Consider the following 14,480-nt stretch of genomic DNA (forward strand, 5'->3'; position numbering starts at 1 on the left):
GGGCGAGTTAACAAATGCTACCAACCATTAATCGTGATCTCGCTCAACCCGCTCCTCCTCTGAATTTGGGTACAGTATCTTGCTAATGAGAGTGTTATATAGTATAATCTCATTTTTTGAAAAAATACCTATGATTATAGGTATAAATTCGCTAACCGCTACATGAGCAAGCAGTGAAAATCGGGAACATAAGCACCAAAGATTACGTATTATATTCTAGTGTGGTGTGGGAATTGAAAAACCTATAAGTCGCAATATTTATGTGATTAACAACACTATATTAGTAGCAGTAAATATGTATCCCATGAAACTTAGATTTTGGACAAACTTTCTGTTTGCTGGTTTAGTATGTCTACCTTTAGATTTTGTCAGTCAGACGCAGGTTTTGGCAGTAGATCAGGTTGTGCAAATAGCACAAACAAACTCCGATTATGACCAATATATGCAACTTGGTTATACAGAAACTAGACGCAGAAACTATCGCAAGGCTTTAGGATATTTCCAGCAAGCACTACAAATCAAACCTAACGATCAGTATGCCACTATAGCGGTGAGGAATGTCAGTAGTTACATTGAGCAGCGCAGAAGTCTGATTATGTTTGTTCCGGGTAAACCTGGTAGATTAGCAACTGCTGCCACCAGAGGCAATTGCTTCTTAAATGGAAAGACTGCCATTCCTTTGATACCGACAAGCAAAGAAGCCCAACTAACGACAGCAGAGCATCCCACATTCTTTTTCTACATTCCTGAAACTGTTAAACCAATACAAGGTTTGGAATTTCTGTTGCGGGATAATGAAAGTATGGAAACCTTGTATAAAAAAAGTTTGAAACCTGTTGAACAAGGAGGGATTGTGAGTGTAACTATCCCGACGGATCAACCAGCATTAAAGACAGGTAAAAATTATACTTGGGCTTTTTCTATGGTTTGCGATTATCGTAATCGTGATCAAGACCTATTCCTACAAGGTAAAATTGAGCGTGTGCAAGACGAAAACCTGTCTGAGCAGATACAGCAAACAACCCAACCTTTAGATCAGGCGATTCTTTATGCAACAGCTGGAGTGTGGGAAAATGCTCTCAGTGTTATAGCTAATTTACGCCGCGAACGTCCCAACGATCGCCAAGTTCAGAAATATTGGACGGACTTGTTGAAATCAGTAGAACTGGATACTGTGGCAAACAAGCCACTATTATCTTGTTGTACTACCGAAAATTAAAATAGCTGATCTCAATTGGCAACAAGAATGCGGCTGATAGATGAGGTAGGGGCTTGCGCCCCTACAAATTTTAGAGGATATTTGAAGGGTATGAAATCACCAAGGATTACCCACCATTGTGAATGCAGCCCAATAATAAGGATGAGTGAGCTGTAAATCGGTTTCTTCAACAACACTCTCAGCAGGCAAACGTAAGCCCTGAACTGCTTCTAAACCTTGCAACTGACTATTTTTCAGATAAACCTGTCCTTTAGCCATAGCTACCTGAGCGGTTCTGAGGGCATCTGCACGGATGGGTGCAGTCTTGAGGGAGGCATAAAATTTTGTCATCAAAGCCGCCGTAGCAGCATCGTTGACTGCCCACATACTAGCAATCGAGGTTTTCACCCCGGCGAGTACAGCTAAACCGGCAAAGCCAATTTCTGCTTCTTCATCACCTAAAGCAGTTCTACAAGCACTCAGCACTATCATCTCAACTTGGGGTTCATTCAACCGTAATTGCCGTAATTGGTTTAAGCGTAATTTATCATCCCATAATTGAATATAGGAGTTGCTCAAGGGGCCGGGAATAAAGTCGGCATGGGTGGCTAGATGAATAATGCCGAAGGGTTGTTGACTACGAACCCGTTTCAGATTTTCTAATGTCGCTTGCTGATCTAACAACAATTTGCCAGGCCAGAGTTTAGAGACGAGAGTGGATAATTCAAAGGGAACAGCTGGTAATGGTTGTTGTCCCTGAGTGCTTTGAGAAATTCCCAAAGCCAAAATTTGGGATTGTTTAATGTCGGTGTAAACGGTGTTAGTTAAACTCAGGCTAGGCATTAAGCCCAGACTATATTTCTCGACGAGAAATTGTTTACCATCGTGAAGTGCTGCCATTGGCGTTGTACGTAAGCCAATATCTGGCAAGAAGACGAGGTTATCAATACCTTGAGCTTTTAATTCCGCCTCTAGTGGCGCAATTAACCAACTATAAAGTTGTTGAGATGGCTTTAAGTAACCGTTGGTGCTGCGGTTGAGGGGATTGACTATTTGATTGCGAAATTCTTGCGCTACTTGCAAGACTTCGGCTTTAGTGGCTGTGGGGATGCGTTTGCGGATGGGATTTCCTGAACTTGTGACGACTACTATTTCTAATTGATCGCGATCGCTCTCGCCGACGGTGTTTAATATTTGATTAGATTTGTTGTTCTTCGTCGCTATGTTGGGTGCAATTTCCACTGGCACAAAACTGAAGTAAATTAACGCCGGTTTTACGCCTGTGGTTTGTTCTGTCTGGCGGACAAGCGCAATTGCATCTTCTATGGTTTTGACTTTAGGCGTAGCTACACCTAACTGGCTAGCAATCTTATTGGTGAAGTCTCTTTCTGGATTGCTTTCGCGCTCCAATACTGGTTTACCAAGATTAGTACCTTCAGTTTTAGGTGGGAGAGTAGGCGGTTGACAACTAGACGGTAAAACCTCACAGTTGTCTAGTGTTGGGGGTGTAGAGACTTGTATTCCCACCTCTACAGGTATAGTTGTAGCTGAAACCACATCACTAGCTCTGATGCTAAAAGCCTGAATGCTGCTGCTAGTAGTAATATTTTCTGGTGGGGTATAGGTTAATGTCTCACCTATAGTTAGGCTGTCTCCAGGCTGTAACACTGTACCGCCTCGGCTCAGTGTCCCTGCCAAAATAGAATCTATCTCCACAGTAGTATTATCCAGATTCACATCCCCTACACTGGCTGTAAACGTAAAGTCAAAGGGTACTCCTGGTTGAGCATTCGAGGCAATGGGGGAGTTGGTGGTTAGTGTGGGTGGTGTGTTAACAGACGTAATAGTGATGTTGCTGGGTGTGCCTTCGGCATTTCCACCATTCGGCAAGACTGGGAAGCTGATGGGAGAGGATGGGGATTCAGTCGGGGAAGGGGGAGGGATTTGCGAATCAGTACCCGCATAAATTCCTCCTACTGTACCATTGACAAGCTGTGCTGTTTCACTTTCACTGAGATTACCTACAGTAAATGGCACGTTGTCAGGGCCACCATCATGTCTAATTGTTACCTGACCCCCACCAGGAAGTGGAGAACGAGAAGCACCTTCACCAGCACCGAAAGACAAGTATTCACCACTGTCGATGGTATAACCTGTAGATGTTGTACTTAGTCCTTGTACCAATCCGTTGGTCAAAACTCGCACATTGCCACCTGTAGTGTTTGCAGTGCTAGCTGCGGCACTGGTGTTAATGCTGTTGAAACTAATTATACTACCAGCCGGATTAGTAGTCTCAAGAGTGACATTCCCACCTGTAGCCGAATATGATCCACTGAAGCCAGTCACTGTTGCTGAAGCATCAATACCAGCAACATTAATATTATTTCTGGCTGTCAAGCTTACTGTACCACCTGTTCCTGTAAAAGTGTTGCTTCCACTCGAAAAACCAAGAAATAAATTTGAGTTAATATTTTCTGTATTAATACTACCGCCAATAGCATTAATTGTTACGTTGCCACTTTGACTACTACCAGTAGTACCATAACCAAAGCCATAACCAAAACCTGCAAACATTTCGGTGTTAAGATTTCCCAGATTGATATCGCCATTGGTACTTTGTACGCTGATATTGCCTGGCAAATAGGTATTAACTGAAGAAGAGTCATCAACATTGGCAAGAATATCACCGGCTGTGATGTTTCCTAGTGCAGATAAAGTCACATTGCCACTATCGTCGAAGGTAGATATTATACCGTCGCTGCTGAGAATACTTCTGGTGTCAAGTGTGCCTAAGCTGATAGTACCATTACTACTGTTAACTGTAATGTCACCCGGAGCATAACCATCACCACTGGCGACAATATTACCCGCCGAGATGTTGCCAAATGCAGATAAAGTCACATTGCCATTATCGCCATCGCTAAATGCTACGCTACCATTATCGAAATTGGGTCTAGTTTCCAGGTTTCCTAGGGTGATGCCACCGTTACTACTGTTAACTGTAATGTTACTTGCATAGCCATCACCACTAGCCAAAATATTTCCGGCTGAGATATCGCCAACTGCGGATAAACTCACATCTCCGCTATCAGGGAAATCAGTATTATTAGGCGTTGTATCCAAATTTCCTAAAACTAGACTAGCCCCTTCAATGTTGATTGCTCCTCCATTAGTTCTGATGGTATCGTTGGTGTCAACAAATCTGACTGTGCCATTGGTGGAAGTTAAACTAAAACTGCCGCTATCGCCCAAGTCTAATACGACGACATTCGGAATTTCTGAGAGAGAACCGGTGATGTTTTCGATAGTAATATCACCAGTTGCCTCTAAATTAATCGTAGCCCCACTACCCAAAGATGCCAGCGCACTCCAAGAAATGGTGTTGGTGTTTGTGCCAGAAGGATCTTGATCGTTCTCAAAAATATTGCCATCTGCACTAAAAATTGTCTCGTCAAATGTACCGCTTCCTTCTTCGATGATGGTTAAGCTGCTGGGGTCAAGTAATAAAGTACCATTTTGACCATTAGGGGCGAAAGCATCTACCAAACCTTGGAAGGTTAAGAAATTTTTGCCGGATACTTCTACAAAACCACCATTTCCACTGTTTGCGCCGCCACGGGCGGAAATCTTACCAAAAAACTGTGTGGAGTCGTTAGCCCAAACAATGACGCGTCCACCGTCGCCATTTTGGTGACTATTGGCGTTAATGACAGTGTTTGAGTTAATGTAAGTCTGCGTGGCAGTTGGTACTGTACCGCCACCTTTGTAATCGCCACCAATCAAGACTGTACCACCGCCATTGGTGCCGGAGGCGTTAATATTAGCGTTGATTACACCGACGTTTGTCCCCAAAATATTGACTGTTCCGCCTGTTGTGCCGGAAACATCCACATTACCACTGACGATGGTTGTGCCTGGGGTGGTGGGGATGGTGAGGTTAGCATCGGTTAATGTGACGCTACTATCAGGGTTAGCTGTTAACCCTGTGTTGATGTTACCGACTGTGAGCAATTCTGGTAAGGAGGCGATCGCAATTGTCCAATTGTTGGGTTGGCTACTATTAGCCGTGAGGTTTTCCAGTTCCAAACTCAACAGATTTCCCGGTTGACTCAGCCTTACCCATTTCTGTCCCGGTACGGAGGTAACAACTATCTCTCCGGCTGGTGCGGTGAGTTGTCCAGTATTTACGACTGTTCCACCCAATAATGATAAACTCTGCCCAGTACCCACTGCTAAGTTACCAGCGTTGATGATTGCCCCTGGCTGGTTCATGGTAAAAGCAAATCCGGTGGGTTCGCCTACCAAGTTGGCATAGTCATTATTACCGACAGCGTTCAACCATTGATTGTTAAATTTAATGCCATTGGCGGTTGTAGCTGTAAACGCACCGGGAACATTTAAACTGGCATTACTACCAAAAATAAATCCGGCAGGATTCATCAAAAATAGGTTAGGGTTACCCCCTGTCACCTGAATTAAGCCGTTGATAATTGAGGGATTACCACCTGTTACCCGACCGAGTATATTTCTTAAGGCGGGGTTGGCTTGGAAGTTGGCTATTTGTTCGGCACTTACTCCAAACTGTTGAAAGCTATGGAACAGGTTCAAACCGTCGCTGGAAGTTGTGCCACCTGTGATGTCAATTCTGTTGCCATTGGGTGTGACAATGGTATTTGTGCCGGGGGTGGGGGCAATGTTTTGGGTTTGGGCGATCGCTGTATTCATTCCCCATAAGGAAAAAATTCCCATGCAGCTAACACCCAAGCTGACAGTCGTTTGGGTTAACGCAGACTTCAAGCTATTGGTGAGAGTTGTTCGCCATGTTGGTTTCCGCCGCAAGATGAAACGACCTGCGGGTAATTCGACATCGATGGCAAATTTGTCAGCTAGTCCCCGTCGTTGCAATGCTTGCGCGATCGCTTTTTGCGACCAAAGAATTTGCTCGGTTCTTTTGGTTGCAGAGATGCTGTGATTGTGAAGGCGACACAGGTAAAGCGGCTGTTGCACTCGTCCCACTTGCGTAACTTCGGAAAGTCGCAAACACAGATCATAATCATAGGCATAGTCAGAAGCAGATATATGCACACCTCCCACCTGTTCATACACTGAACGCCGCAATAAGCGGAATTGGAAGGTCATAAAATCTACCAATAACCTTTGGGGAGAATAGGGAATCTGACAGCGATGACCATAACCCAGCACTTGACCATCCGCATTAATATCTATATAATCTGTATAAACTAATCCCACCTCTGGGTGATGATTCAGAACGGCGGCGGTTTGGGCTAAAGCCGTAGGTGCCAGGATATCGTCACTATCTACCCAACCCAAATAAGCCCCGGTAGTTTGAGCGTTGGCGGCTTTCCGGGCTTTGACAGTTCCTTGATGCGGTGCTGCTACTACCCGCACTCGGCTATCTTGTTGGGCATACTCTTGGGCAATCACCACTGATCTATCTGTGGAGCCATCATCCCACACCAGTAACTCAAAATCTTGCCATGTCTGCTGTAAGACGCTGGCGATCGCTTCGCCTAGATAAAGCTCCCGATTGTAATTAACGATAACAATGGAGATCAGTGGTGACATGGAATTACTCCCAGGTTTTCTGCTACTACCAGAATATAATGCGGTATCATCACTTGTACGAGAAAATACTCTTAATTCTGTTTTTTAGTTACAAATCTTTTTAAGAATAATTGTTAAAAAATGATACATAGATACGTAAACAGCAATCGCATAGGGCAGAATCAACATCAGCCAGTTTGTCAAATTAACCCATCCTACCGAGGTGACATGAGCAAAGGAAAAAAGATTGGTATTGCCTCTGAAGTCCACAATCAGTCAAGAATTGCCAATTTTGCTTTCCGTTGTGTCCCCAGGGTAAAGAATTTCAATTTTCATAGATACCAGTCGAGTTTGCTCTTGATGATGCCTACGCTGTGTCTATTCATTGTCAATGGACAGCGTAGCCTAGCTAGTAATAATCCTCACCCAGTACCTGAGTTAAATAGTCATCAGTATCTACCGACAACTACCATAGTACAGGCAGCAGATGCTACCCCTCCTGAGCCAGAATCTCAGACGCAATCACCACCAGCAACAGAAACACCGATACTTCCAGAAAAGTTTTATGTGCGTCAAATTCAGGTGGTAGGCAGCACCGTCTTTAATCAAAATGACTTTGCACCTATAGTCAAGCCCTTTGAAGCACGGGAATTGACTGTGGAAGAGATGAGAAAAGCGGCTGATGCGGTAACTCAACTTTACTTAAATGAGAATTATCTCAATTCTAGAGCCATTCCTATCACTCCCCAGCCTGGTACTACAGACGGTGTGTTGGTGCTTCAGGTGATTGAGGGGCGGTTGGCAGAGATTGATATTCAAGGGGCAGAACGTGTCAACCCGGCTTATATTCGCAGTCGCATCCAACTAGGCGCGGGTGTGCCTCTAAATGGCATTAACCTAGAGGAACAACTCAGACTACTGCGACTCGATCCCCTATTTACAAATGTGGAAGCTAGCCTCCGTCCTACTGGTAAAGTGGGAGAAAGTTTGTTGATTGTCAGAGTCCAAGAGGCGCAAAATTTTACCAGTAACTTCTTGATTGATAACTATTCACCTCCTAGCGTCGGTGGTGAAAGATTCGGGGTGGAACTGGCTTATCGGAACTTAACGGGATTTGGGGATTTGTTCACAGGTTCTTATTACCGGACGTTTACAGGTGGTTCTGAAGTCTGGGATTTTAGTTATCAGATGCCTGTGAATGCCATGAATGGAACTGTGCAAGTCCGAGTTTCACCTAGTAGCAGCAACATCACTGAGTCACCATTTCGGGAGTTAAACATTCAGGGTGAACAGGATTTGTATGAAATTAATTATCGTCAACCGCTATGGCGAACCACTAGAGAAGAGTTTGCTTTATCATTAGGATTTACCTATCAGGATGGTCAAAGTTTTCTGTTTTTTGGCAACCCCCCCGTCCGTGTGGGTATAGGCCCTGGTAACAATGGGGTGAGTCGTACCAGTGTAATTAAGTTTGCTCAAGACTATGTAAAGCGTGATCTTCAGGGTGCTTGGTTTTTGCGATCGCAATTTAACCTGGGTGTGGGCTTATTTGATGCCACAATTAATCAAGACCCCATCCCTGATAGTCGCTTTTTTAGTTGGTTAGGTCAAATACAGCGATCGCAGCAACTCAATAATGATAATTTGTTACTCATCCAAGCAGATTGGCAACTCACACCCAACAGTTTATTACCTTCCCAGCAATTCGTGATTGGCGGTGGACAGTCTATCCGTGGCTATCGGCAAAATATCCGCGCCGGTGATAACGGTTTTCGTTTGGGAGTAGAAAACAGAATTGTAGTGCAGAGGAATGAAGCGGGATTACCAACAATGCAGCTAGCACCGTTTTTTGATCTGGGTGTTGTCTGGAATCAAGCGGATAATCCCAATAAATTACCTGAGCAAACTTTTCTCGCCGGTGCAGGCTTAGGATTGTTGTGGAATCAGGCTTTAGGAATTGAGCGTCTGAGTATGCGTTTAGATTATGCTATTCCCTTCGTCGATTTGCAAGGCAGGGGTAACAATATCCAAGACGAAGGCTTTTACTTTAGCTTACGCTATCAACCTTAAACTCCTCCCCAGGGATGTAGTTTTTTCAGAAAAACTCAGAAAAAATCAGTAAAAGTTGAGGATATTTGCAAATGGATATTTAAAATACTGACGATGACAGTAAATGCGGTTAATCTAATAACAGATACGGCTTGAGTAAACTATTAAAAAACCTCGAAACAAGTGAATAGCGATCATCAAGAAATTAGCCCCGCACAAAAACCAGATGTCCACCGATATATTCAACAGGCTTATACTTATTTTGCCCAAGGAGATATTGAGGGAGCGATCGCACATTTTCATTTAGCAATTTCTCTTGCTCCCCAATGTGCAGAAATTTATACAGCTAGAGCAAAATTTCGTCAACAAAAATTAGGCGATCATCAAGGAGCATTAGAAGATTATACTAAAGCCATTGGTATAAATCCTGATAATGCTTTCTTTTATTATTGGCGCAGTCAAACTTATCAAAAACTAGGTAATCAGCAAAAAGCAATTGAGGATTACAACGCAGCCATGAATCTCGCTCCTGAAGGTACTATTTATCATCTATTTGATCACGATACCAATAGGTTATAGCTGAAGCAGTGCTTGCGGTGCAGAAGCAGGAGACAAGGAAGAATTAATTCTTATACCAATTTTATGTGAAGTTGCACAGAATTATAAAATCCATTGATTTATCTGTCTTTATCCGCGTTTATCTGCGTCCATCTGCGTTCAATTATGCTTGATCTTTGATTCTAAGCAGGTTCATATTAATTTGATATTACCCAGTCCCCAATCCCCAGTCCCCTATAAACTCTGGACAAGATTCAGCACCTCTCCAGCTGACTGATATCTTTGGGTAAAGTCAAGATGTACCATTTTATTGAGGACTTTAGTCAATTGCTCAGTAGTATCTGCTTTTTGCCACCAATACTGCCAAATTTGTTCACCAGTTTCCGAAGTAACGGGAATAATTACCATACCTGTATTGACATCTCTGCGGAAAACTTTTGGATTTACCCCAGTTAAAGCTTGTATGCCAATAATTCCCAACGCATAAATATCACTGTTGAGTCTTGGCACCCCACTCATTTGTTCACCAGGGGCATAACCGGGAGTACCAATTGCAATAGTCTGATTTTCTTGCTCCTGGGGGTGCTGTTTCGGTTGCACTTGTTTCACCGCACCAAAATCAATTAAAACAATCTGTGCATCTGTTTCTCGCCGCATCAAATTACCAGGTTTGACATCTCGATGAATCACACCATAGCTGTGAACAAAAACTAGCACCTGCAAAACTTGCTTGAGTAGATTGATTACTTCAACCCGTGAGCGAGTTACCCCAGGCGTTAACTCGTCAGACAAAGGATGGCCGGGAATAAATTCCTGAACCAAATAAAATTGCTGGTTTTCCTCAAAAAAGGCTAGTAAATAGGGTATTTGTGGATGTTTACCTAAAGTTTCGAGAATATATGCTTCATTATTAAATAACCGTCTGAGGACACTGAGATATTGTGAATCTTGGTTACTAGGTCGCATCTGTTTCACAACACATACAGGATTTCCCGGTCGTTGTACATCTTGAGCTAAGTAAGTAGTACCAAATCCTCCACTACCTAAAATTTCCGTAATGTTGTAACGTTTATTCAGTAATGTATTTAATCCCAGTTCTTGCCCTACAGGATAGACAGTAGCAGCAAGGGTGATGCCCTGCGTGGGCATCTTGGTTTCTTGAGTCACATAGGCTTGCAACTGAGCAATTAAATCTTGTTGCTCTTGTACCCGTTGCAAGATTTTTTCTTGTTCTTGCTTGCTCTGATAGGCAGTATAAGCCAGAACACCACCGCCCGCCATGACTAAACCCAGTGCCGGAGAAACTACAGGAAACCATCCAGCTAGGGTAAAAATGACAAAATTACTGCCAAATAAAACAGCCAAAGAAGCACCTTCTGCCAATCCTAAGCCTAATGGATGTCGAATCCGCCCGGCTAAAAACCCCCCAACTACACACCATCCCCCTATCCAAATCACTTCCGCCCACCCAGGTAAAAACCAAAACAGACGCTCGTTGTTCAAAACCGCGCTCAGAATTTGGCTGACCATGTTAGCATGAATTTCTACTCCTGCCATCTTGCCAGAATCATCAGCTTTTCCCGAAGTAAATGGTGTATTAAAAATATCTTTTAAAGTGGGTGCTGTGGAACCAATTAATACAATGCGGTCTTTAACTACATCCGGTTTCACCTGGCCTGAAAGTACATCTGTCACAGTAACTTGCTGGGCAACTTGACGAGGAGAACGGTAATTTAAGAGAATTTGGTAGCCTTGGGCATCTGCATTTTGATATCCACCAGAGTGACTTTGCAGAGGTTTCAAGACAACATTACGTAGTTGCAGTTCTTGGTTGGCGGTTAATTGCGGCTGAATACCTCCGACTTGCAAATATTTCAGGGCTAACTGCCAACTCAAGGAATAGGGGCTTTTACAACTATCGGATTGATCTACATTAACTGATATGAGATTCCGCCGAATCAAACCATCCGTATCTTCAACAACATCGCTAAATCCTACTTGGAATGGTTCTGTTCCTTGTGGGGGTGCAATACCAGGATTTTTGCTATCGGCGTGTTTACAGATAGAAACGATAACATCACTTAGTTGTAAGCGTTTTAGTAGTTTTTCATGGCCAGGTTGTACAGGTAAATCCCGAAAAATATCTAAACCTATGGCGCGGGGTTGATATTCTACAAGTTTGCCCAACAATCGGTCTAGAACTTCCCCAGATAAAGGCCAATTCCATTTTTGCAAATCCTGTTCAGTGACAGCGACAATTAATAGACGCGGATCTGGCCCTGGATCAGTACGCAATTGCATCATCTGGTCATAAACTCTTAACTCCAGGGCTTCTAGCACTTGCAGTCTTTGAACTCCCAGGATGAAAATTGTGGCGATCGCACTAGAAATAATGACTGGCTGTTTTAATAGTTTCTGAAAATTTGCTAACATTTCACTAAGGAGATATTTGATAAAATTTAAGTATTTTTTAGATTATTTTATCTTCTTGAAATTATGTGTCCAAGTTTACAAATTTTATTTTTTATTAATCATTCATTATAGAATCTTATATAAATTTGTGAAACAGTTAGGTGAAAAATAAATAATACTGTAATTTTATAATTAACTTTAATTATGCAGATAATCATAGAGTTATTTGCAGTTATAAATCATCACAATTGATAGGAAATACCAATTCTCTATGAAGTTGCATCAAATCAATGATGTAGAGACTAAGAGGCTATTTATCAAGTAAATATTAAGTAGGGTGTGTTACGGCTGATATCATGTCCGGCTAATTACTTATGATAAGTTTTCGATGCTGATCTTTTCTCTTTTCCTGTTCCCTGTTCCCTATTCCCTATTCCCTATTCCCTATTCCCTGTTCCCTGTTCCCTGTTCCCTGTTCCCTGCTGTAAATAATCTCTAAGCATAGCTAGTCTCTACAGTGCAGAATCAAGTGCATCTATGGCTACGCCACGCAACAGTATCAGGTAAAAAAATCTTTTTTGTCTTTTTTCTGGAATTGAGGAAAGCCTTTGGTTTTCTGGGAAAAAACATTTTAACGCATCTGATAATTGTATTAATGCGTATTGAGGAGCGCATTTCGATACTTCATCAGAACTTACGCAACTGGCACATTGGTAGCTGATATCTTGCACCATTCTCAATAACCGTAGGGTGGGCAATGCTGAAAATACGCTCTAACCATTATTTTTACGTTGTGAGCATTGCCCACCTGACTTTATTTGCAATAAAGCAACTGGTGCAAGATGTAAGGTAGGGCGCGTCAGATGGCAAACATAAGTTTATTTGCAGGATTTATGCAGGATGACGCACCCTACATATAGATATTGAGTGTGACACTTGCACCAGTCCTATTCATCACACCAGGGAAGGGTAGAATTGATTGATGCTACTAACCAGTCAGGATAATCTAGTGCGGTTTGCCTTGTATATTATGTAGTTACATAGACTTACCCAATCAATCTAGAATACCATCAAAAGTCAATTGCCAGAATTTTTTTAGTAAAAATTTTAAACATTGATTAAGTATTACCATCAAAATGATGAATTTGGCTTGACGCGAGTGATATCATAAGCTGAAATTAAAAGAAGTAAAAATTAATCTTAAAACTTGCTATCATGCTTAAGTGGTAGCGTTGAATATTGTCAAAATAATTATTATTCTGTTGGCTAAAAGTTTAAACTTGAAATTAAATTTAGGATGGCTTCCATCAAATGAATTCCCCACCTTCTTCAAATTTTTGGAATGGACGCTTTGTAGGTGATAACCAGCGATACCGGATAGACAGACCCATAGCTGCGGGGGGCATGGGAGAAGTCTTCTTGGCAACAGATACCCGTGTCGGTCAGCAGGTAGTGTTGAAGTTACTCAAAGATACGCTGGTAGCATCACCAGAGATGAGAAAGCGTTTTGAGCGGGAGGTGGCAATCTCTGCGGCCTTGCAAAGTGACCACATTGTCAAGATTATTGATTGTGGTGTCACTCCAGAAGGATATCCATTTTATGTGATGGAGTATTTGCGCGGTCAAACATTGCGACACTTGCTACTGTGTGAAAAGCGATTATCTGTAGAACGAACCGTAAGTATTATCTCTCAAGTGTGTCAGGGTTTACATTTGGCCCATCAAGGAGTGACCCTGCAAAAAGATGGCGGCCATGAGCATATTCAGGTGGTGCATCGTGACTTAAAACCCGATAATATCTTTCTTGTACCTACAGATTTGGGAGAGTGGGTGAAAATTTTAGATTTTGGTGTCGCCAAAATCCGCAATCAATCATCAGATCAGACCCATCTCACTTATACCTTTATTGGTACATTTCGCTATGCTGCACCTGAGCAAATCCAAAACAAGGAAAATCTAGATTCCAGGGCTGATATTTATAGTTTGGGGATCATTCTGTATGAAATGTTAAGTGCAGCAGATCCCTTTGGTTTCCACATTCAAGGTAATAATATTAGTGAAGCTTCCTGGGTTCTAGCCCATGCCTATGAGCCACCTAAACCTCTACGGGAGCAACCTGGATGTGAACACTTATCTGCTGAAGTAGAAGCTGTAGTCCTCAAATGTCTGCAAAAGAACCCGAATCATCGCTTTGCATCGGTAGCAGAACTAAATCAGGCTTTGCAAGCCATTACCCAACCTGCGCTGGGCAGTACCAATACTAGCCAAAAACCAATTATTGTTCATCCTCAATCTCATTCCTATCCAGTGCCAGCAGTAGAGTCTAGCCAATCTGACGCTGAAACTATTATTTTTCAGCAAACAGGGTACAATCAAGAGTCAAATGACGATAGCGTTACCCAAATACCGCAACCAATAGAACCACAGCCAACCCCAGGGGAGGTGTTGCCACCACATCCTTCACCTTACGCCAGTGGCAATTACGATAGCGTTACCCAAATACCGCAACCAATAGAACCACAGCCAACCCCAGGGGAGGTGTTGCCACCACATCCTTCACCTTACGCCAGTGGCAATCACGATAGCGTTACCCAACTGCTACAACCAGAAGCACCACAGCCAACCCCAGAGGAGGTGTTGCCACCACATCCTTCACCCTACGCCAGTGGCAATCACGATAGCGTTACCCAACTGCTAC

6 protein-coding genes are annotated in these 14,480 nt (G+C 42.8%); 4 read left to right on the plus strand and 2 right to left on the minus strand.

The features are described 5' to 3' along the window. Positions 1–262 precede the first annotated feature (262 nt). Positions 263–1,219, plus strand: a complete 957-nt coding sequence (locus tag AACS98_RS17300; RefSeq protein ID WP_232317168.1) for a DUF928 domain-containing protein — start codon at positions 263–265, stop codon at positions 1,217–1,219. A gap of 96 nt (positions 1,220–1,315) precedes the next feature. On the opposite strand, the gene AACS98_RS17305 is transcribed toward AACS98_RS17300, so the two are convergent. After that, a complete protein-coding gene (locus tag AACS98_RS17305) occupies positions 1,316–6,784 on the minus strand; it encodes a CHAT domain-containing protein (protein ID WP_066382062.1) in 5,469 nt (1,822 codons plus the stop codon). A gap of 207 nt (positions 6,785–6,991) precedes the next feature. Here AACS98_RS17305 and AACS98_RS17310 point away from each other — a divergent pair, with 207 nt between their 5' ends. Further along, positions 6,992–8,833, plus strand: a complete 1,842-nt coding sequence (locus tag AACS98_RS17310; protein ID WP_066382064.1) for a ShlB/FhaC/HecB family hemolysin secretion/activation protein — start codon at positions 6,992–6,994, stop codon at positions 8,831–8,833. 162 nt (positions 8,834–8,995) lie between these two features. Then, positions 8,996–9,391: a tetratricopeptide repeat protein gene (locus AACS98_RS17315; protein ID WP_066382068.1), complete on the plus strand. Its 396-nt coding sequence runs from the start codon at positions 8,996–8,998 to the stop codon at positions 9,389–9,391. 213 nt (positions 9,392–9,604) lie between these two features. Here the strand turns inward: AACS98_RS17315 and AACS98_RS17320 are convergent, their stop codons facing one another. Further along, entirely contained in the window at positions 9,605–11,803 is a 2,199-nt protein-coding gene (locus tag AACS98_RS17320) for a CHASE2 domain-containing serine/threonine-protein kinase (RefSeq protein ID WP_066382071.1), read from the minus strand. A 1,290-nt stretch (positions 11,804–13,093) separates the two neighbouring features. Here AACS98_RS17320 and AACS98_RS17325 point away from each other — a divergent pair. Beyond that, on the plus strand, positions 13,094–14,480 hold a 1,387-nt coding region (locus tag AACS98_RS17325; protein ID WP_157087537.1), incomplete at its 3' end, for a serine/threonine protein kinase.

It is taken from the genome of Anabaena sp. CA = ATCC 33047, from assembly GCF_963870205.1.
In the GTDB taxonomy this organism is placed as follows: domain Bacteria; phylum Cyanobacteriota; class Cyanobacteriia; order Cyanobacteriales; family Nostocaceae; genus Trichormus.